The organism is Achromobacter veterisilvae (assembly GCF_900496975.1).
GTDB lineage: Bacteria > Pseudomonadota > Gammaproteobacteria > Burkholderiales > Burkholderiaceae_B > Achromobacter > Achromobacter veterisilvae.
Genome location: NZ_UFQC01000002.1, coordinates 227,775 through 247,457 on the forward strand (window position 1 = coordinate 227,775; position 19,683 = coordinate 247,457).

16 protein-coding genes and 1 tRNA gene are annotated in these 19,683 nt (G+C 66.8%); 7 read left to right on the forward strand and 10 right to left on the reverse strand.

Features of this window, described 5'->3' with window-relative positions; translation table 11 throughout:
- Positions 1–109: 109 nt before the first annotated feature.
- On the reverse strand, positions 110–856 hold the full coding sequence (locus tag AVE30378_RS02705; RefSeq protein ID WP_129239231.1) for a 3-oxoacyl-ACP reductase family protein: 747 nt from the start codon (positions 854–856) through the stop codon (positions 110–112).
- A gap of 116 nt (positions 857–972) precedes the next feature.
- Between AVE30378_RS02705 and AVE30378_RS02710 the strand changes: the two genes are divergently transcribed.
- The gene (locus AVE30378_RS02710; protein WP_129239232.1) at positions 973–1,599 is read left to right on the forward strand and encodes a TetR/AcrR family transcriptional regulator; all 627 of its coding nucleotides are present in this window, start codon (positions 973–975) and stop codon (positions 1,597–1,599) included.
- 11 nt (positions 1,600–1,610) lie between these two features.
- On the forward strand, positions 1,611–3,200 hold the full coding sequence (locus AVE30378_RS02715) for a sensor domain-containing diguanylate cyclase (RefSeq protein ID WP_129239233.1): 1,590 nt from the start codon (positions 1,611–1,613) through the stop codon (positions 3,198–3,200).
- Between the two features lie 6 nt (positions 3,201–3,206).
- On the opposite strand, the gene AVE30378_RS02720 is transcribed toward AVE30378_RS02715, so the two are convergent.
- A complete protein-coding gene (locus tag AVE30378_RS02720; protein ID WP_129239234.1) occupies positions 3,207–5,282 on the reverse strand; it encodes an AsmA family protein in 2,076 nt (691 codons plus the stop codon).
- A gap of 349 nt (positions 5,283–5,631) precedes the next feature.
- Between AVE30378_RS02720 and AVE30378_RS02725 the strand changes: the two genes are divergently transcribed.
- Positions 5,632–7,539 carry an LTA synthase family protein gene (locus AVE30378_RS02725; RefSeq protein WP_129239235.1) on the forward strand — a complete coding sequence of 636 codons (1,908 nt, stop codon included), beginning with the start codon at positions 5,632–5,634 and terminating at the stop codon, positions 7,537–7,539.
- 3 nt (positions 7,540–7,542) lie between these two features.
- Here AVE30378_RS02725 and AVE30378_RS02730 read toward each other — a convergent pair whose 3' ends face one another.
- A complete protein-coding gene (locus AVE30378_RS02730; RefSeq protein WP_129239236.1) occupies positions 7,543–8,148 on the reverse strand; it encodes a DNA-3-methyladenine glycosylase I in 606 nt (201 codons plus the stop codon).
- A gap of 188 nt (positions 8,149–8,336) precedes the next feature.
- Here AVE30378_RS02730 and AVE30378_RS02735 point away from each other — a divergent pair, with 188 nt between their 5' ends.
- Positions 8,337–8,801, forward strand: a complete 465-nt coding sequence (locus AVE30378_RS02735; RefSeq protein ID WP_129239237.1) for a YkgJ family cysteine cluster protein — start codon at positions 8,337–8,339, stop codon at positions 8,799–8,801.
- Positions 8,802–8,838: 37 nt separating this feature from the next.
- Here the strand turns inward: AVE30378_RS02735 and AVE30378_RS02740 are convergent, their stop codons facing one another.
- Entirely contained in the window at positions 8,839–9,618 is a 780-nt protein-coding gene (locus AVE30378_RS02740; protein WP_129239292.1) for a helix-turn-helix domain-containing protein, read from the reverse strand.
- Positions 9,619–9,721: 103 nt separating this feature from the next.
- Here AVE30378_RS02740 and AVE30378_RS02745 point away from each other — a divergent pair, with 103 nt between their 5' ends.
- From AVE30378_RS02745 to AVE30378_RS02755, 3 genes are all read left to right on the forward strand, one after another.
- On the forward strand, positions 9,722–10,162 hold the full coding sequence (locus tag AVE30378_RS02745; RefSeq protein ID WP_129239238.1) for a Fur family transcriptional regulator: 441 nt from the start codon (positions 9,722–9,724) through the stop codon (positions 10,160–10,162).
- Complete coding sequence (locus tag AVE30378_RS02750; protein WP_129239239.1) at positions 10,159–10,578, forward strand: hypothetical protein; 420 nt, start codon at positions 10,159–10,161, stop codon at positions 10,576–10,578. Before AVE30378_RS02745 ends, AVE30378_RS02750 begins: the two co-directional genes overlap by 4 nt.
- 125 nt (positions 10,579–10,703) lie before the next feature.
- Complete coding sequence (locus tag AVE30378_RS02755; RefSeq protein ID WP_129239240.1) at positions 10,704–10,991, forward strand: ClpX C4-type zinc finger protein; 288 nt, start codon at positions 10,704–10,706, stop codon at positions 10,989–10,991.
- A gap of 20 nt (positions 10,992–11,011) precedes the next feature.
- On the opposite strand, the gene AVE30378_RS02760 is transcribed toward AVE30378_RS02755, so the two are convergent.
- The 6 genes from AVE30378_RS02760 to AVE30378_RS02785 form a co-directional block, all read right to left on the reverse strand.
- Complete coding sequence (locus AVE30378_RS02760; RefSeq protein ID WP_279636171.1) at positions 11,012–13,903, reverse strand: autotransporter family protein; 2,892 nt, start codon at positions 13,901–13,903, stop codon at positions 11,012–11,014.
- 389 nt (positions 13,904–14,292) lie between these two features.
- Positions 14,293–14,368, reverse strand: a tRNA-Lys gene (locus tag AVE30378_RS02765).
- A gap of 132 nt (positions 14,369–14,500) precedes the next feature.
- Entirely contained in the window at positions 14,501–15,298 is a 798-nt protein-coding gene (locus AVE30378_RS02770) for a MetQ/NlpA family ABC transporter substrate-binding protein (RefSeq protein ID WP_129239242.1), read from the reverse strand.
- A gap of 39 nt (positions 15,299–15,337) precedes the next feature.
- Positions 15,338–15,991, reverse strand: a complete 654-nt coding sequence (locus AVE30378_RS02775; RefSeq protein ID WP_129239243.1) for a methionine ABC transporter permease — start codon at positions 15,989–15,991, stop codon at positions 15,338–15,340.
- Positions 15,948–17,036, reverse strand: coding sequence for a methionine ABC transporter ATP-binding protein (locus tag AVE30378_RS02780; RefSeq protein ID WP_129239244.1), 1,089 nt, complete (start codon positions 17,034–17,036; stop codon positions 15,948–15,950). The genes AVE30378_RS02775 and AVE30378_RS02780 overlap by 44 nt, the downstream gene beginning before the upstream one ends.
- Before the next feature lie 209 nt (positions 17,037–17,245).
- Positions 17,246–19,471: a glycoside hydrolase family 31 protein gene (locus AVE30378_RS02785; RefSeq protein WP_129239245.1), complete on the reverse strand. Its 2,226-nt coding sequence runs from the start codon at positions 19,469–19,471 to the stop codon at positions 17,246–17,248.
- Positions 19,472–19,683: the final 212 nt, after the last annotated feature.

A 19,683-nucleotide genomic window follows, 5' to 3' on the forward strand; every position in this document is an offset into this window, starting at 1 on the left:
CTGCCGCCGCCGCTGCGTTTCGTTATGTGTGTAGTGCGAAGAAGCAAGATTATATGTAGCTTTTTTGGTTTGTGCAAGTCACCCCAAAAAAACTTCAGGGCGCCGCGCGTCAGGCGGCGTAGCCGCCGTCCACCGCCAGGCTCGCGCCCGTGACATAGCGGCCTTCGGGGCCGGCCAGGAAAGCGACCATGCCGGCGATGTCGCGGGTCTCGCCGTAATGCGGCAGGGACAACACCGCGACCAGGTCTCCCGCCCGTTCGCCGTCGGCCGGGTTCATGTCGGTGTCGATCGGGCCGGGGTGCACCACGTTGGCGGTGATGCCGCGCGCGCCCAGGTCGCGGGCCAGGCCCTGGGTCAGGCCGACCAGCGCCGCCTTGCTCGCGGCGTACAGCGCCACGCCCGGCCGGCCGGCGCGGGCGGCCAGGCAACTGCCGATGTTGATGATGCGCCCGCCATCGGGCATGGAGTCCTGGGCCGCCTGGATCGCGACGAACGGCGCGCGGACGTTGACGTCCATCGTCCGTTCGTAGTCGTCCAGGGTCGCGTCGCCGATGGGGCCCGCGATGAAGACGCCGGCGTTGTTGACCAGCACGTCCACCGGCCCGAGTTCCGCGACGGCCTGTTCGACCGCCCGCCTCACGGCGACGGCGTCCGCCGAATCGGCCTGGATGGCGAGCGCGCGGCGGCCGTCCGTGGACAGTTCCTGCGCCAGCGCCTGCGCGCCGGCTGCGGAAGACGCGCTCACATAGGTAAACGCCACGTCGGCGCCGTCGGCCGCGAGGCGCCGCGCGATGGCCGCGCCGATGCCACGGCTGCCGCCGGTGACGAAAGCCACTTTCCCTGTCAGGTTCTGCATGATCGGTTCCATATTTGTAGTGATCGGTACAAATATATTCGCCGACCGGGATCGCGGTCGTCAATCATTTTTTTAATGATCAACACAAAAATCACGCCGCGAGTAAAATCATCGCCATGGCAGAACGTGGGCGTCCCCGGAACTTCGACCGAGCCCAGGCCTTGCGCAAGGCCATGGATGTCTTCTGGTCGAAGGGATATGAAGGAGCATCGCTGACCGATCTGACGGAAGCGATGGGCATCAATTCGCCCAGCCTCTACGGCGCTTTCGGATCCAAGGAAAGCCTGTTCCGCGAAGCCGTCGAGCTCTACCGCGAAACCGAAGGCAGTTCGGGCAGGCGCGCGCTGCAGGATGCGCCCACCGCCCGCGAGGGCATCCAGTCCATGCTGCTGGCCTCGGCCGAACGCTTCACCGCGCCCGGCCATCCGCCCGGCTGCCTGATCGTGCTGGGCGCGCCCTCGGGTTGCGTGAACCACGCCAGCGTGGGCGATTTCCTGGGCGACAACCGCCGCGACATGCAGGGCCGAATCCTGGCCCGACTCCATGCCGGCGCCGCCGACGGCGAGCTGCCGGCGGGCACGGACCTGAAGGGCCTGGCCGCGTTCTACGCCACCGTGCTGCACGGCATGTCGATCCAGGCGCGCGACGGCGCGACCCGCAAGACCTTGCAGGCCGTGGCCAGGCAGGCGATGTGCGCCTGGGACGCGCTGGCCGGGCCGCCGCCGGACCGCGCCCGCTCCTGACGGACCGCGTCATGTTCCGCATCGACCTGCGGCGCCTCATCCTGTGGATCAGCCTGCTGTCGGTCATCCTGGTGCTGGCGGGCGGCCTGCACGCCAGCTATCTGGTGCAGCGCGACCTGCTGCTGCGCAACACGCTGGAGGTCAACCGGGCCTATGCGTCCAAGCTGGCCAGCGCGACCGACACCTTCCTGACCGATCTGCAGCGCTATCTGTCGTATAGCGCAGACATGCTGGCCGGCATGGAAAGCCGGCCGGAACTGATGGACGCGGAGACGCGCCGCCAGGAACAACAGCTAGGCCACTTCAATTCCAGCTACGTCGTATCGCCGCAGGGCAAGGTGCTGGCCGTGTCCACGTCGTCCCCGCAACTGCTGGGCCAGAATCTGCTCAGCGACGCCTTCAGGGACGCGCTGGCCGCCAGGCGCCCGACCATCAGCGAACCGTTCCAGACCCGCAACGGCCGCTGGCTGATCCTGTACACCCATCCCATCTTTTCCCCTGACTACCGCTACCTCGGCTACATCGCGGGCACGCTGTACCTGCACGAGGACAATGTGCTGGACCGGCTGCTGGGCCAGCACTTCTACCGCGACGATTCCTCGCTGTACGTGGTGGACCGCAACGGCACGCTGATCTATCACCCCGACCGCAGCCGGCTGGGACACGCCAGTCCCGACAACGACGCCCTCGCCGCCGCCCGGCGCGGCGAGACCGGCGAAATGCGCTACGCCGACGACCAGGGCCGCGAGATGCTGGCGGGCTACGCGCCGGTGCCGAGCACGGGCTGGAGCATCATTGCGCAACGCCCCGTCGACGACACCCTGCAACCTTTGCGCGCCCTGCTCATGGCCACCGCCAGCAACACCCTGCCGCTGCTGCTGATTTCCGTCGCGTCCATCTGGCTGCTGTCGCGCTGGATCGCCCGGCCCCTGGGCGAACTGGCGAGCATCGCCAAGCACATGCAGAACCCCGATTCCGCCGACCGGATCCGCAAGGTGCGCTCGTGGTACTTCGAGGCGGCCCAGCTCAAGCGCGCGCTGCTCATGGGGCTGGCCTCGCTGCATCACAAGATCCGCGACCTTCGCCGCGAAACCACGACGGACACCCTGACCGGCCTATTGAACCGCCGCGGCCTGGACGAGGCGCTGGCGCTGCTGCAGGCCGAGGACGAGCCGGTGGCGATCGTGGCCATCGATATCGACCATTTCAAGACCATCAACGACCGCTACGGCCATGCGGCCGGCGACCGCGCGCTGCAGGCGCTGGCGACGCTGATGAGCGAAGGCTCCCGCAGCGGCGATACCTTGGCGCGGGCCGGCGGCGAAGAATTCGTCATGCTGCTGCCGGGCGCGCCCATGGCTGCCGCGATCGCCATCGTCGAGCGCCTGCGCCGGCGGATGGCCGCGCAGCACGGCGCGGTTCCCGCCCCCATCACTATTTCGGCGGGCGTGGCCGCCTACCCGGACCATGGCGCGACGCTGGACGCCGTCTACCAGCGCGCGGACCAGGCGCTCTACTACGCCAAGAACCACGGCCGCAACGCCGTCTGCGTGGCGGACGACAATACCCAGGCCGGCTCGCGGATTGCCTCGTCGGCCTGAAGCCGCCTACTTCTTCGCCGGGGCCGGCGCCCTGGGCGGCTTGCGCATCTGCTCCAGCAGCGGTCCGCAGGCGTTCTCGTCGGTGGTGCTGGGCGCGATCAACGCCAGCAGGCCGGCCGCCGGCGTGAGCAGCACGCCCAGGGCGACCATGCCCGCGCCGCGCGCCGCCAGCGGCAGCACGTGCACGCCGACGTCGGGCGAACCGAAAGTGCCCCGCACGTACAGCGGCGAACGCAGCGAAAAGATGCGGAAGCCCTTGCTGTCCGGCGTGATGTCCATGTCCACCTGCTCGTTCTTGAAGTCGGCCGTGCCGGTAATGCTGATCAGCGCGTTCTCGGTGTCGAACACGAAGATGCGCGGCGTCATGACGCCGTTTTTCATTTCCAGGTCGGCGGCGCCGCAATTGATCTTGACCTCGTCGTCGCCGAACAGCTTGGACACGACGTAGTTGCCCACGTTCAGCCCCGCGATCTCCATCAGGCTGCGGCTGATCACGCCGTCGTTGACCAGCATTTTCACGTCGCCCGTGGCCGTGCCCAGGAGCGCGGCCACCGAGTTGCCCGCGCCGCTCACCGCCAGGTCGCCGTTCAATTCGCCCAGCGTCTTCTGCATGGCGGCCGTCGCGGGGAAGAGCTGCTTGAGCCTCAGGCGGCGCGCATGCAGTTCGACGCGGCCGGTCAGGGACGCGCCGGAGCCGTCCAGGCGAATCGTGGAGGCGATGCTTCCCCCCGCCATCCCGAAGCGCAGCGGATCCAGCGTCAGCTTGCCGTCCTGCAGCACCACGTGCACGGAAAGGTCGGACAGCGGCAGCTTGCTGTCGTGCACGATGCGGCCGGCGTCCAGCGACACGTCGGCGTCCATGTCGCGCCAGCGGTCCGTGCGGAACGCCTGGGTGGGCAGCACCTTGCCGCCCTTGGGCTTGGCGGGCGCGTCCTTGGCCTTGTCCGTTTCCGCCCCCGCCACCTTGCCCGAGGGCACGCCGATCAGCGGCCCCAGGTCCGCCATGCGCAATTGCCTGGACGACAGCTTGCCGGTCAGCCTGGGCCGGGGCGCGCCCAGGGCGAACGAAATGTCGCCGTGCAGGTCGCTGTTGCCCACCTTGCCGTTGAACCCCTTGTAGTCGAATACGGCCCCGCCTGGATTGCGCAGCTTGGCGACCAGATGGCCGTCGGTGGAATACGGAGGCGTGTCCGGCAGGGTGACCCCGGTCAGCGGATATAGCTGGGCCATCGACGCGCCCGACAGTTTCAGCCGCAGGTCGAGCGCGCCCAGATTGACGGGGTCGGTCAAGGTGCCGGCGACCGCCGCGCGGGTGCCGCCGATCGCCACGTCCGCCTGCACCGGAAACGGCTGCCTGTCGTCCTGCAGGGCCAGCATGCCGCCGACCTTGCCTTCGCCCTTGATGGGCAGCCCCTTGTATTTGCCCGCCACCGTCCAGCCGAACACGTAGTCGCGCGGCGCGGTTTTCGCGCCTTCTTCGTCCGCGAAGGCCGCGCCCGCCACGTCCGCGAACGGCACCGGCTTGCCCAGCGGATCCACCTGCACGGCCAGATCCGCCTTGAGGACCTCGTCGACCAGCCCCACGCGGCCCTTGTCAAAGCCGATTTCATTGATGTCCAGGACCCAGGGCGACGGCTCGCCGGTCTCGGGCAGCGTGAACTCCCAGTTGGCGCGGCCGTCGGCCAGCCGTTCCAGATCGGCGGCGGGCTCGGTCAACTGGATGCGCCGGATGACCACGCGCTGGCGCAGCAGCGGCAAGGGCGCCAGGCTGAACTCGCCGCGCTTGAGCGTGGCGAACCGGGGCGCCTTGGCCCAGGGCGCGTTGCCCACCGAGATATCGTTGGCGATGACGCGCGGCCAGGGCACCCAGGCGCGCCAGCCGCCCTCTTCCGGCTGCCGCTGCCATTGGACGTCAAGATCGCCATTGATGGCGAAGGGGCGTCCGATGGCGGCGCTGACCCGTTCGTTGATCATGGGCCTGGCCCGATTCCAGTCGAAAGTGGCGATTCCCACCGCCAGCACCGCCACGAGGAGCGCCGCTCCCCCTACAATCCCGATCGCTATTTTTCTCGAGCGCGTCATGGTTATGATCCTTGCCATTGCGGCCGGCGTACCGCGGCCGGCCATCTCTACTCGTCAAGGGTATCGCGGCCCGCAGCGCCGGCCGGGCTTTCCGGCCCCATAATGTATGCGGATCTTTCCAAGCCGTTTCCCCCGGCGGCGCCGCGCGGCTTGCCTCGCCCGGCGTTTGCGCAGCATGTCGCGTGCCCGGCCGCAAGGCGGCCGGTTACAAAACGAAATAGCTGCGGACGACGGGATACGGGCGGCACGCCGGCATTGAGCGAATTTTCGACGCCGGCTCGGTTCAAATGCCCGAACGAAAGAAACGGCCGGCCCTGCATGCCGGATCGCTGAACAACCTGGAGGCCCGATGCGGCATTCGACCTTGATTTTCGTGGCGGCGGCATTTGCGCTGCTGACGCTCAGCCGCCTGGCGCTGGCCGCCTGGCAGTTCCAGCGCGTCCGCAACGCCCGGGGCCTGCTGCCGCTGCTGCTGGGCGGGTTGCGCATCGACGCCCACCAGATCGCCGTGCTGGCCGCGCTGCCGGCCGTGCTGTCGCCGCTGCTGGGACACTTTCCGCTGGCCGCCGCCGTGACCGGGTTCTGGTACCTGATCGCGTTCATCCTGCTGGCCTTCCTGGAAGTGGCCACGCCGCCCTTCATCCTGGAATACGACACCCGCCCCAACCGCCTGTTCGTCGAATACCTGAAGCACCCCCGCGAAGTCTCGGGCATGCTCTGGCGCGGCTACAAGACGGCGCTGCTGGGGGGCCTGGGCGCCCTGGCGCTCATCGGCTGGGGCGCCTACGGCCTGTTCGGCCACGCGCAGCCGGATGCGCAGCTCGCCTGGTGGCAGATGCCGATCGCCAGCATCGCGATCCTGGCGGTCGTCATCCTGGCCATCCGCGGCACGCTTGGCCACCGTCCGATCAACCCGTCGTCGGTGGCCTATTGCTCGGACGGCATGCTCAACACCCTGGCGCTGAATTCGCTCTACAACGTCTTCTATGCCGTCTACAGCATGAAAAACGAGAAGTCCGCCTCGGACGTCTACGGCGGCATGGACGACGACAGGATGCAAGAACTGGTGCTGGCGCAGGCCGGCCTGCCCGATCCCCCCGCCAACCCGGAGTTCCCCAGCCTGCACCGCCAGCCGGCCACCCGCAAGACGGCCCGGCCGCTCAACCTGGTGATCATCCTGGAGGAAAGCCTGGGCGCGCAGTACAGCGCCGCCCTGGGCGGCGCCAACCTGACGCCGGAGCTGGATGCGCTGGCGCGGGACGCCTGGACCTTCACGCGCGCGTATGCCACGGGCACGCGCTCGGTGCGCGGCCTGGAGGCGGTGGTCACCGGCTTCCTGCCCACGCCCGCGCAAGCCGTGCTGAAACTGCCCCGTTCGCAGCGGGGCTTCTTCTCGCTGGCCGACCTGCTCGGCCGCCACGGCTACCATTCGCGCTTCATCTACGGCGGCGAATCGCACTTCGACAATATGAAGGGCTTCTTCCTGGGCAATGGCTTCCGGGAGATCGTGGACCGCGCCGACTTCGTCGACCCGGCCTTCGTCGGCACCTGGGGCGCCTCGGACGAGGACATGTTCAACCAACTGGACCGGCTGCTGCGCGAAGACGGCGACCGGCCCACCTTCACGCTCGCCTTCAGCGTGTCGAACCATTCGCCGTGGGAATACCCGGCCGGCCGCATCCAGACCGAAGGCAATCCGGCCACAGTGGAAAACACCGTCCGCTATGCCGACTGGGCGCTGGGCCGCTACTTCGAACGCGCCAAATCCGCGCCCTACTGGGAAAACACAGTGTTCCTGATCGCCGCCGACCACGATTCCCGGGTCTTCGGCGCCAGCCTGGTGCCGGTGCGGCACTTCCATATCCCGGCCGTGATCCTGGGGGCCGGCATCCCGGCGCGCCGCGACGACCGCCTGGTCAGCCAGATCGACCTGCCGCCGACCCTGTTGTCGCTGATCGGCGTGGACACCGAGCACCCGATGATCGGGCACGACCTCACCCGCAGCACGCCGGGCCGGGCCATCATGCAGTACGACAACACCTACGGGTACCTGAAGGAAGACGACCTGCTGGTGCTGGCGCCCAACAAGACGCCCTTGCAGTACCGCTACACCGCTCCCGAAGACTACGCGCCCGCGGCCCTGGACCCCGCCCTGGCCGCCGAGGCGCTCGCGCATGCGCTGTGGCCAAGCTGGGCCTACCGGGAAGGGCGCTATTGCCTGCCGGGGGCAGCCGTCCCGGAGGAACAGGCGGGCTGAGCCCTACGCCGGCCGCTTGAACGCCTTGCGGGCCTTGGCGCTGGCCGGGTGGCAATGGCAGTCCGGGCTGTGGTCGTTCACCATGCCCACGGACTGCATGAACGCATAGACCGTGGTGGGCCCGACGAACTTCCAGCCCAGCTTCTTCAGCGCCTTGGACAGCGCCTCGGATTGCGCCGACGTGGACGCGCCGTAGGTGGAAGGCGCGCCCGACGGGGCTTCGAAACGCCACAGGTAGGCGCCCAGCGATCCTTCGCGCTCGATCATTTCAAGCGCCCGGGCCGCGTTGTTGATCACGGCCTCGATCTTGCCGCGATGGCGCACGATGCCGGCGTCGGCCAATAGCGCCTGCACCTCCTTTTCGCCGAACCGCGCCACCCGGGCGGGATCGAAGCCGGCAAAGCCGCGCCGGAACGCCTCGCGCTTGGCCAGGATGGTGCGCCAGCTTAACCCGGACTGGAAACCTTCCAGGCAGAGCTGTTCGAACAGCGCGCGGTCGTCGGCTTCCGGATAGCCCCATTCGGTATCGTGATAGGCCATGTACTCGGCGGAGGTATCCACCCAGCCGCAACGGGCCAGGCCGTCCGGGAATTCGGTTTTCGCGTTCAATTCAGGCTCCTGGCCGCAGTCGGGCCATCGATGCTACCGCAAAAAAAACGTGGCGGCCGCGGTTCATGTCCAGCTAATATTTGCAGCCCTGATCCCGCGCCGGCCGTGACCGCGCGCGCTCCGGCGCCTCGCGGGGCCTTGCGTCTCCCTGGCCGGGGCCGGACAGGTTTTTCGCACCGCCTCGCGCCATGTCCCTGCTCGACTCCAGCCTCGTCACCTTCGTCTCGCCCGCCGTCCTGGCAGGCGACGACCCGGCCGCCAATCCCTGTCTGGACTGCGGAGCATGCTGCTCGCACTTCCGCGTATCGTTCTATTGCGGCGAACTGGCGGGCGAAAACGGCGGCCACGTGCTCGTGGAGCTGGTCTCCCAGATGAGTCCGCTGCGCGCCTGCATGAAAGGCACCGAAACCGGCGGCGGCCGCTGCATCTCGCTGCGGGGAGAACTCGGCCGGCCCGGCATCCACTGCGCCATCTACGAAAACCGCCCCACGCCCTGCCGGGAATTCGACATCTGGATGCCCGACGGCTCGCCCAACCCCGACTGCCAGCGGCTGCGGCTGGCCCTGGGGCTGCCGCCGGTGCCGCCCCGCCCGGATGCCGAGAACGACCCGCAGGGCCCTCCCATGCATCCCAACCAGCCCGCCGCGGCCTGACGCCGCCGTTCAACCGGCCAGGAACCGGCGGCCTCCGCTATCCGCGGCCCGCCAGGTAGCGGGTGGGCGTGGCGCCGAAGGCCGCGCGGAAGCTGCCGATGAACGCGCTGGTGCTCTCGTATCCCACGGACAGCGCGGCTTCGGTGACCGAGCCGCCGCGGCACAGCAGTTCCAGGGCGCGCAACAGGCGGGCCTGCTGGCGCCACTGCCCCAGCGTCACCCCGGTCTCCTGGCGGAACCGGCGCATGAGCGTGCGCGACGACATATTGAGCCGCTGCGCCCATTCGTCGATGCCGGCGGTATCGTCCGGCGTGTCCAGCAGCGTATGGGCCAGCTCCTGCAGGCGCGGATCGGCCGGCATGGGCAGCGGCAGGGCCTCGTGTTCGCGGTGCTTGAGCTCTTCCAGCAGCACGTCGAACAACTGCGCCTGGTAGGCCGGCGACACCGTCTCCACGCCCGCCCCCGTGAAACGCTCGACCAGGGCCTCGATCAGCTTGGACGACGGCCAGGAGCGGCAGCGGGCCGGCAGGCGCGCGCAGACATCCTGGCGCACGTACAGGAACGATCCGCGGGCCTCGCCGAACCACCTCGCCCCATGCCGCACGCCCGGGGGAATCCAGCCCAGGCTGCCCGGCATCACCGTCCAGACCTCGGCTCCCGCCTGCACCACCACCAGCCCTGCGTGCACCAGCACCAGCATGCCCTCGTCATGGACATGCGAGGGCACGGCAATCCCTTTGGATTCGCGGCGCCCCTGGACGCTGAAAGGCGTCAGCAGGACGTCCGGCAAGGCGGGCGCAATAGCCACGTGAAGCATGGTTGGCAAGTTTGAGCTACAGGTTGTCGGTTTCCGCGGAGCGGAGCTTCTTGAAAATGTACATCATTCTCACTAGGACATCAGCCCCCGACGGAGACCCCTCATGGATCACTCATGGCTGCGCCATGCCGGCATCAAGGCCACCTTTCCCCGGATGAAGATCCTGGACATTTTCCACGAGCACGCCGGCCTGCACCTGAGCGCGGCGGACATTTACCGCAATCTTATCTCGGACCACAGCAATATCGGCCTGGCCACGGTTTACCGCGTCATTACGCAACTTGAAAGCGTCGGCCTGCTCAAACGGACGCAGCTCGACGCGCACACCACCGTGTACGAGCTCAACGACAAAGGCCATCACGACCATCTGGTCTGCACGCATTGCGGGCGGATCCTGGAATCCAGCGATCCCGCCATGGCGCAACTGGTCAGGAAAATCGCCAAGCGCAGCGGCTTCCTGCTGGATTCCTACAGCCTCGTGCTCTATGGCGGCTGCGGCTGCCGCCAGCTCGAGCCCATTCCCCCCAAAGGAGAATTCGAATGAACCACGAAGCGTTTTTCTTCCACGACCTGTCCCAGTTCCCCATTGTGACGTCCAGGCATGGCGGCGCGCCCGAAGGCTACTCGGCCACCTGGATCCGCGAAATGGAAATGCTGGTGGAAAACCCCCAGACCTTCGTCATGGTGGTGCCCGACATACGGCAGGAAGCCGGGCCGGCGGACCGCAAGGCCATGATCGAATGGCAGACCGCCAATATGCCGCGCCTGAAGGCCCGCTGCCGGGCGTTCATCGCCGTGGAGGCCAACGCGGAGGCCCTGGACAAGATCCGCAAGCGCGGCGAGAAAATGACGCGCGCGTTCGGCCTGCCGTTCCTCGCGGTCGCGACCGTCGGCCAGGCCGCGCAGTGCGCCCGCGAGCTGCTGGGCCATTCCGGACCGGGAGGTTTCCTCGTGGACTAGGGCCCGCGGCGGCCGCAACCTCCGGTCCGGCTTAAGAGTTCGCCATCCGCGCCGTTGTCCATGGCAGGACGCCGGTTTCCGCGGCGTCCGCGTTCCCGCCCACCCGTTGATGAGCCGCCAGAAGCATGAACCGCGCCCTCGCCTGTATATTCTGCCGATCGACGCTCGCCCAGGGCGCGCCGCTGCTAGAGAAAAACGGCACGGCCATCTGCAAGACCTGCGTCGACAGCTTCTCGGCCCTGTTCGCCGAACGCGCCTGGGCCATGGCGGCGACCCTGCAAGAACAGTTGGACGTTCTGCTGGACGAAAGCCACCGCGCCCTGGCGCACAGCGAAGCCCTGGCCGAGCGCGCCCGCGGCTGCGGCCTGAGCCTGAACGAACTGTCGGCCATGCCGGCGCGCAAGCTGTCCTGACCGGAATCCCCGGCGTCAAACTACCATTTGTAGCGCACCCCGATATTGCCGTAATAGGCTTGGCGCTGGTTTCCGTCCAGGTCGAAGCCGTAGCCGGCCGACGCATAGAGCTGGGTCTGTTTGGAGACGGGAGCCACCAGGCCCACCCTGACGTCGGCCGAGGTGGAGCCGTACTCCGTGCGCAGCGTGTCGGAATCGCCGAAAACGACGGTCTCGCCATGCCCCATCCGCCGCCAGAGGTTGAACCGCGCATAGGGCCGGATCTTGTCCGGATTATCGGCATTGCCTTGCACCAGGATACCCAGCCGGCCGGTCACCGCTCCCGAGCCGCTGAATCGAATGCTTGAATACTGGTCCTTCGCATTGCCGATATCCGTGTATTGATAGAACAACTGGGCCTGAGGCTGAATCATGATGTCCGGGCTCGGATGGAACGAATAGCCGAACTCGGTGGAGGCGGTCAGGCCCCAGCCATCCATGTCGGCGCCCACGCCGCGGTCCGAACGCGATCGTCCGTCGTAGTAGTTGGCCATCAGCACGTTGTCCCAATACCAATCGGTGCGCTTGAGACGGGTCCAATAAAGACCCAGGCCGTAGGCGTTCAGCCGCAGCGAGCCCGCTGAATTCCCGTGCCGGCCTTCGACGAAGCCGCTGACATTGCCGCTTGCCTGGCCGTAAGAGCCGAAAAAGCCCAGCCGGTCGGACAGCCCGTCGTCGCGCTGCCGCTCCAGGAGATCGGCGCCGGCCTGGCCTATCCAGATATTCCCGCTGAACTTGGGCTCCACGCTGCCGGCCCATTCCTGCTTCATCCGTTGCCCGATGACGCGCGCCCAGCCGGCTTTGCGTTCCGCCGAACTCAGCAGGGCGTATTGATCGCCCATCCGGTCATGGAAAGTATCCAGCATGCGTCCTGCGATTTGACGCGCGACTTCCGGGGCGATCACCGCCGGCGCCGTCTCCGGGCGATAGAGGGGGACTTCCTCGACTTCGCCGGTGTCCGGGTCTATCACCAGTTCGGCCGACCGGAGATACCAATTCGAGGCATCCGCGGGACTCACGCCGCCGCGATAGAGCTTGTATTCATGCGCGCCGGCGGTGACCGGGGACTCGAGCGAGAACGCGCCATTGTCCGTGCTGCCGCCATTGATCGCGTCCACCACCTGAATGCCATTGGCGTGGGTCAGCGCGCCTGGCCCTCCGGTGTTCTTGATGCGCAGCTTGCTGGATCCGGTGGCCGTGCCGCCGTCGACGACGAGTTTGTCGGAGGGGGAGCCGTCCGTACCGAGGTAGGTGTTGAGCGCGATCGTCCCGTCGCCGCTGTAGTTGGCGACCGTAAGCGTTTTATATACGCCTCCGGCCGGCGCGGCGAAATCGATCAGGCTGGGGTCATTGAGCAGATTGGTGACGTTCGAACTCCCGGTCATATTCCAGACCGAATTCACCAGGTTGACGGTGGAGGTCGAACCCGCCTGCGTTACCGCCGCGCCGGTCAGCGTGCTATTGGTGGCGGTCAGCGTCAGGTTCGCCGGACCGAAAGTAGAACGGGCCGGCCGCGTAAGAGTCGGCGGCGGAATGTCGGGATCCAGCGTGGGATCCGGCGCAGCCACGGGCAGCCCGCCCCAAGTCGACTGCACGCCGCCTGGCGTCACGTACAGCCAGTTGGTCGCGCCCGAGACCTGGGCGCCCGTCAAATTGATGGTTGCGGATCCTCCGTCCACGCCTATCGCGGAGGCCTGGCTGCTGGTTATCGAACCGCCCACGATGTCCGCGCGCTGCGAGCCCGCGGTTGCGCCGAGCAAGAGCAGGCCCGACGCGGCGGCGCCGGAGGCCGCGATGGTGCTGTTCTGGGCATCGAAGACCGAGTTTTCGGTCAGCACGACGCCGTGCGCGCCTTGGCCGCTGGTGCTGACCGTGCCGTTGTCATAGCTGATGTGAGTGCCGTCGCCGTCGGCCAGAATGCCGAAGGAACCCGCGCCGGTGGTGGTCGTGCCGACCCGGTTTGCGATGATCCGCGTGGCGACGGCTCCGTTGTCCGTGGTCCCGAACAGTCCCATCGCAGCTTGGCCGGAGGTCGTGAATACGGCGTTCCCAAGCGTGACCTGGCTGCCGTTGATGGCCAGCAGGCCGTAGCTGCGGTCGCCCTCGGTCGTGATCGTGGCGTTGTCGGCGCCCTGCGGGTTGACCGTGAGCACACTGACCGGGCTCAGGTAGCGATATACGTAAAGACCGGCGCTGTCGGCGCCTTCGGTATGTATGCGGGTCGTCCCGTTGAATACGGCATTGCCCTCGCCCAGCATGTACAGCCCCTGCGCGTTGGTCCCCACCGTGTGGAGCCGGACCGTGGAGCCCGCGGCCGCTGTGAACTTGTCGGGGCTGTCCGACACATAGGTCATGTGCAGCGACAGTTCCAGGGCGCGCGCCCAATTCCCCGCGTCCACGTCGATGTCCAGCGTTCCGCCCGAGGCAATGCTGGCGGAATTGTTGGTGTTGATCATCAGCCCCTTGGGCGACGTTCCGCCCGACGCCTCTATCTTGAGCGTCGCCCCGTCGCCAACCTGCAAACGATTCGCGGTGCCAGAGATCGTTGGCCCCAGCATGATGCCGTTGACGGACCGGATGGTCACGTTGGAGTTCTGCTGGAGATCGACGGTGGTATTGGAGTTGTTGCTGCCCTGGATCCCGTAGGTGGTGGACGTGGTGGCGGTCGTCGATATGGTGGTGGTGTTGCCCGGCTGGAAAACCAGATTTGCCGCCGCCCCGTTGGTACTGAAAATGGCTGTGGCCACGCTGTCCACATTGATGGCTCCGGGCCCGAAGTTCAAGGCCGCGTCGCCTATTCGAATGGCGGTTCCGCTGCCGACGATGACATTATCGCCACCGTCGAGCGTTGTCGTGCCGGTGGTCAGGTTCAAGCCTGGATAATCAGTGGCCTGCGCATTTGCAAAGGCCGCGCATAGCGCCGCGCCAAGTATCGTTCGAGTGGGGAATCCGCCAAAAGACCGCTTAGTGGGTTTCATGCTCTCTCCATATTTCCGCCAGTACTGCTGCTAGAAAACGTCGATCAAGCAAAAACTTCGTATTGCGGGCGAAGCGCGGTCAGCGCTATTCGCAAAGTCGGTGCGAGCGCACCTCGCTTAATAAAAGCGTGCGAATGCATTTATTGCATTTTTACAGATTCGCGGCGAATAATATTGCAATCTATTGCATATCATCGGGACGCGCCGTGCATTTGGCGCCGGAAAAGAAAAACGCCGCTGATAGGGCGGCGTAGATTCTGGGTGCTGCAAGGTATTGCGGGGGGTGGTGGGCTGAGCGAGACTCGAACTCGCGACCAACGGATTAAAAGTCCGCTGCTCTACCGACTGAGCTATCAGCCCGACCGAAGCCAAACATTATGGCGTGCTTGAAGCCTTTTGTCAAAAAAAGGATGCAACACGCGCGGTCCGGGCGGCAAACGAAACGGCCGCCAGCGGCGGCCGTTCTTCAGGATGGCGAGGGCAGGCCCGGGATTACCAGGCGGCCACCACCGCGCCCTTGTACTTGGTCTCGATGAATTGCTTCACGGCCGGGCTGTGGTAGATGCTGACCAGCTTGGCGAACTCGGGACGGTCCTTGTCTTTTTCGCGCACGACCAGCACGTTGGCGTACGGCGAGTCGGGCGACTCCTGGGCGATGGCGTCCTTGGCGGGGTTCAGGCCCGCTTCCAGCGCGAAGTTGGTGTTCACGGCCGACGCGTCGGTGTCATCCAGCGAGCGCGGCAACTGGGCGGCATCCAGTTCGATGAAGCGCAGCTTCTTCGGGTTTTCGACCACGTCGATCGGGGTCGCCTTCAGGCCGGTGTCGGGACGCAGCTTGATCAGGCCGTTGGCCTGCAACAGCAACAGCGCGCGGCCGCCGTTGGTCGGGTCGTTCGGCAGCGCGAAGCGGGCGCCTTCCTTCAGTTCGGACAGCGACTTGATCTTCTTGCTGTAGATGCCGATGGGGAAGATCACGGTCTTGGCGATGCTGACCAGCTTGTAGCCGCGGTCCGCATTGGCGTTGTCCAGATAGGGCTGGTGCTGGTAGCTGTTGGCGTCGAGGTCGCCCGCGGCCAGCGCCACGTTGGGCTGCACGTAGTCGGAGAACTCGATGACCTCGATCTTCAGGCCCTGCTTGGCGGCTTCCTGCTTCACCACGTCGAAGATCTGGGCGTGCGGGCCGGCGGTGACGCCGATCTTCAGCGGCTTGTCCTGAGCCAGCGCGGGCTGGGCGAATACGGCGGCGCCCAGGGCGAACGCGGCCAGCGACTTCAAAACCTTGATGCTCATGTTGCGAATATCCCGAATGACGGAAGGGGGGAGGAAAGCTCAGCGATGCGAAATGCGGCGCACGTAGCGGTCGCCCAGGCTCTGGATCACCTGGACCAGAACGATCAGCACGATGACGACCGCGGCCATCACGTCGGACTGGAAGCGCTGGTAGCCATAGCGGATGGCCAGGTCGCCCAGTCCGCCGCCGCCGATGGCGCCGGCCATCGCCGAATAGCCGATCAGGCTGACGACCGTTACGACGGTGGCGGCCACCAGGCCGGGCAGGGACTCGGGCAGCAGCACCTTGAGGATGATCTGCACGGGCGACGCGCCCATGGCCCGCGCCGCGGTGATCAGTCCGGGGTCGACTTCCCGCATGGCGTTCTCGGCGATGCGGGCCATGAACGGAATGGCGGCGACCGACAAGGGCACGATGGCGGCGGTCGTGCCGATCGAGGTCTGCGCCACGAAGCGCGTGAACGGAATGATGGCGACCATCAGGATGACGAACGGCACCGAACGCGTGGCGTTGATGACCGCGCCCAGCACGTGGTTGACGGAATGGTTCTCGAGCATGTTGCCGCGCGCGGTCACGGTCAGGACCACGCCCAGCGGAATGCCGACCGCCACCGCGATCGCGCTGGCCACGCCCACCATCAGGAGGGTGTCAAGCAGCGACGTAATAAGCAGGTCGATCAGTTGCGGGCTCATGGGCGATTTCTTCTACGGTGATGTCACGGGCGGTCAAGGCGGCGATCGCGTCCTTGACCGCGGCGGGCGCGCCTTGGGCCAGCACGAACATCGTGCCCACGGCCACGCCCTGGATGTCTTCGACGCGGGCCTGGATCAGGTCCACGTCCAGCGAAAACTGCTTGTACAGGTCGGACAGGAACGAGCCCGACGCGTCGTTGCCGGCCAGCGACAGGCGCAGCAGGCGCAGGGCCTGGCCCGGCCTGTCCGACGCCAGCGTCTGGATGCGCTGCTTGACCGCGGCCAGCGTGGCGTCGGTCAGGTCGGACGCGGTGGCGGCGGACACCATGGCGCGGGTCACTTCATGGCGGGGCTGCGCGAACACTTCGCGCGTGCTGCCCATTTCCACCACTTCGCCCTGCGACAGCACGGCGACGCGGTCGCAGACCTCACGCACCACTTCCATCTGGTGCGTGATCATGACCACGGTCACGCCGGTCTTGCGGTTGATGTCGCGCAGCAGGGCCAGGATGTTGTGCGTGGTTTCAGGGTCCAGCGCGGAGGTGGCTTCGTCGCTGAGCAGCACGTCGGGGTTGTTGGCCAGGGCGCGGGCGATGCCGACGCGCTGCTTCTGGCCGCCGCTGATCTGGCTGGGATAGCGGTCGCGCAGATGCTCCAGGCCCACCAGCGCCAGCAGGCGCTCGACGCGGGCCGGGATCTCGGCCTTGTCGACGCCCGCGATTTCCAGCGGCAGCGCCACGTTGCCGTACACCGTGCGGCGCGACAGCAGGTTGAACCCCTGGAACACCATGCCGATGCGGCGGCGCTGGGCCCGCAACTGCGCTTCGCCCAGGCCCGTCAGCGGCTGGCCGCCGATGGCGATCGTGCCTTCGTTGGGCCGTTCCAGCAGGTTGATGCACTGGACCAGCGTGCTTTTGCCGGCCCCGCTGGGGCCGATGATGCCGAAGACCTCGCCCTGCTCGATGTGCAGGTTGATGCCCCGCAGCGCCTGGAATTGTCCATGCGGCGTGGCATAGGTCTTGGATAGGTTCTCGATGTGAATCATGGCAAGCGATTTTGTCTCTTCTCTCTTCTAAAGAGAACGACCGTTTTTTCCATTTTTAATAACTTTAAGTAATATAGAGGCTCGAACTCCCGCCGGGCGGCCTCGCCGGAAGGGGCCGGCCAGAACGCGGAAATGGGCAGCCGGGAAGGAGAACCTTCCCGGCTGCCCACCTGTTTTTCCAGGCTGGCCGCGCCGTGTTTAACGCGTGTTCAGCGCGCGCGCGAGATGCGGACTTCCGCGCCGCGGCGCTTGACCTCCAGCCCCTCGGACGGAGAAATGCGCAAGCCCTCCAGTCCCTTGATGTAGCTGGAACCCTGCATCTGCATCACGCGGATCTTGTTGCGCATGACGACCGGATTGTGCACCGGCATGCCGAACATCCAGACTTCGTCCAGGATGCGGGCGGAATTGAACTCGCCCGTATGCTGGGCCGCCGGTCCGAGACAGAGCATGTGCCCTTCGCGGCCGAACACCGGGAACTGGCCCAGTTCGCAATCGATCGTCCAGGTGGTGCCGCCTTCGTAGCGGTGCCCCGTGTTCAGGTCCCACCAGGCTTCGCCCTTGGGCAGGTAGACGCGCACCTGCTTGCCGGGCTCGGTCACGGGCGCCACCAGCAGCGCCGGGCCCAGCAGGTATTGCAGGTCCCAGTCGTGCGAATGGGGGTCGTTCGGGAACGACAGGGCCATGGAGCGCTGCACCGGCAGGCCGGTGCGCGCCGAATCCTCGATGGCGCCCAGCACATAGGGCACCAGGCGGTAGCGCCACTGCATCCAGGTCCTGGCCTGCGCCAGGGTGTCTTCGCCGAAGTCCCAGGGCATCAAGCCTTCCACGCCCTGGAAGGAGAAGTTGGACGAGAACACGCCGACGGTCAGCCAGCGCAGGTAGAGTTCGGGGGTCATGCCGGCGCGGTCGCGCGAAGCCGAGCCGATCCCGTGCACCTGCACGGGCAGGCCGCTCGCGCCGATCGACAGGGCCGTGCGCAAGGTATGGCGCAGGCCTTCCCAGTTGTTCTCGACCTGCGGCCCCACCTGCCACGGCAGGCGCTGCGCGGCGGGGAACAGATCGGAGCTGGGCACCACGCCCTCGGGCGGGACCTTCAGGCCGGCGACCGCGTCGAACAGCGCCCGGCGCACCAGCAGCGGATACATGCTGCGCAGCGCGGGGCCGGTTTCGCCGTTGCGGGCCGTCACGCCGTCGGGAATGGCGATCTGGGCGTCGCACGCGGGCGCGTCCAGGCCGTCTTCCACCAGTTGGCGATGGCGCTCCACCCACAGGTTGTAGATGTCGCGGTAGGTCAGGTCCAGCAGGCCGTAGGGCTGCCCCGACGTGGCGGCATTGCCGTCGAACACCTGGGCCGAACCGTCGTCCTTGGCCAGCAGCCAGCCGCGGTCTTCCAGTTCCTCGAACAGCGGGCTGGTCTTCAGCACGCCGGGGAAGCCGGACGCGGCGACGTGCACGTTGTGCTTGTGGAAGAGCGCCAGCATCTGCTTGGCGTCCGGGAAGCGCTGGGCGTCCCATTCGAAAACCGTCTTGTCCGCCTGGAAACCCCAGGCCGCCGGCTGCGCCAGCGTCACGGCGTCGACCGGAATCTGGTTTTCACGCATGCGCGCCACCAGGGCCACCGTCTCGGTGGGCATCTGGCCCGCGGCCTGCTGCAGCCACGCGCCCATCGCCCAGAGCGAGGGCTGGCCGGCGCGGCCGGTCAGCGCGGTGTATTGATTGAGGATTTCACCGGGTTCGCCCACGAACAGGAACAGGTCGAGGACGGCGTCGTCCACGGTCAGCAGGTACGCCGAATCCGCGGGCGCGACGCCCACCGAATGCTCGACGCGGCGCATCGTGTTCACATAGACGCCCCAGCCGCGCGGGCTCCAGGCCAGCGGCAGCGCGCGGTGTTCCGGGTCGTCGGACACCACGGATTCCTCGCGGCGGTTCAGGTCGCCCGGGGTCTCGCCCAGGCCGAACACGCGCTCTTCGGCCCGCAGCGCGAAACCCGCCGTCCAGACGGCGTCCTCGGCCTGGTCCAGCGCGTTGTGCCCGAATGCGGGCGTATGCGCGGAAACCTCGGACTCGAACACCCGTTCCTCGTTGCGGTAGAGCGCCACGCGCACGGGATTGGACAGTATCTCCAGGACGACGTCGCCCTGGGCGATCCGCCAGCCGTCGCCGTCGTCGCGCGGGGAAATGGCCGCCTCGCCCACGGCCTCCTGGCGCGCGAGCAGCATTTCCGCCACGGCGCGCGCTCGCGCGCCGGGCTTGTCATCGGTAAGGTGGTTCGCCTCGCCGCAGCGCAGGCGAAAAACACCAGGCGCATGCGCCTCGACTACCAGGTGCAACCCATCGCCCGCGTCGAAATCGATGCGACTGGGGCGGGACGTCAGCAGCTCGACGGTATCGAGCTGGGTAGTATGGGCAAAGTCGAACTTGGGCGGCACAGAGCATCCCCCGGCTTAAGCCAAAAACCATCAAAAGACGCTATTTTGACGGATTTGGGCTTTGAAATAAACTCGGTCCCTCTTTTGGACGGCCATCTCATCCAAAAAAGGGGTCTAAAGCCCCGGCAATCGCCCCTGGGCGCAGAGGCCGGCCGGGCCGCCGAAACGCCGGGTCGGGCACAAATTCAGGCCCAATTGGCGCCAAATCCTGG

What these genes read in the sequence shown, in the direction of transcription:
- AVE30378_RS02775 (WP_129239243.1), bottom strand. Translation starts at nt 15,991, where the DNA reads ATGAGCCCGCAACTGATCGACCTGCTTATTACGTCGCTGCTTGACACC.
- AVE30378_RS02710 (WP_129239232.1), top strand. Translation starts at nt 973, where the DNA reads ATGGCAGAACGTGGGCGTCCCCGGAACTTCGACCGAGCCCAGGCCTTG.
- AVE30378_RS02720 (WP_129239234.1), bottom strand. Translation starts at nt 5,282, where the DNA reads ATGACGCGCTCGAGAAAAATAGCGATCGGGATTGTAGGGGGAGCGGCG.
- AVE30378_RS02725 (WP_129239235.1), top strand. Translation starts at nt 5,632, where the DNA reads ATGCGGCATTCGACCTTGATTTTCGTGGCGGCGGCATTTGCGCTGCTG.
- AVE30378_RS02715 (WP_129239233.1), top strand. Translation starts at nt 1,611, where the DNA reads ATGTTCCGCATCGACCTGCGGCGCCTCATCCTGTGGATCAGCCTGCTG.
- AVE30378_RS02745 (WP_129239238.1), top strand. Translation starts at nt 9,722, where the DNA reads ATGGATCACTCATGGCTGCGCCATGCCGGCATCAAGGCCACCTTTCCC.
- AVE30378_RS02750 (WP_129239239.1), top strand. Translation starts at nt 10,159, where the DNA reads ATGAACCACGAAGCGTTTTTCTTCCACGACCTGTCCCAGTTCCCCATT.
- AVE30378_RS02705 (WP_129239231.1), bottom strand. Translation starts at nt 856, where the DNA reads ATGCAGAACCTGACAGGGAAAGTGGCTTTCGTCACCGGCGGCAGCCGT.
- AVE30378_RS02770 (WP_129239242.1), bottom strand. Translation starts at nt 15,298, where the DNA reads ATGAGCATCAAGGTTTTGAAGTCGCTGGCCGCGTTCGCCCTGGGCGCC.
- AVE30378_RS02735 (WP_129239237.1), top strand. Translation starts at nt 8,337, where the DNA reads ATGTCCCTGCTCGACTCCAGCCTCGTCACCTTCGTCTCGCCCGCCGTC.
- AVE30378_RS02740 (WP_129239292.1), bottom strand. Translation starts at nt 9,618, where the DNA reads ATGCTTCACGTGGCTATTGCGCCCGCCTTGCCGGACGTCCTGCTGACG.
- AVE30378_RS02780 (WP_129239244.1), bottom strand. Translation starts at nt 17,036, where the DNA reads ATGATTCACATCGAGAACCTATCCAAGACCTATGCCACGCCGCATGGA.
- AVE30378_RS02755 (WP_129239240.1), top strand. Translation starts at nt 10,704, where the DNA reads ATGAACCGCGCCCTCGCCTGTATATTCTGCCGATCGACGCTCGCCCAG.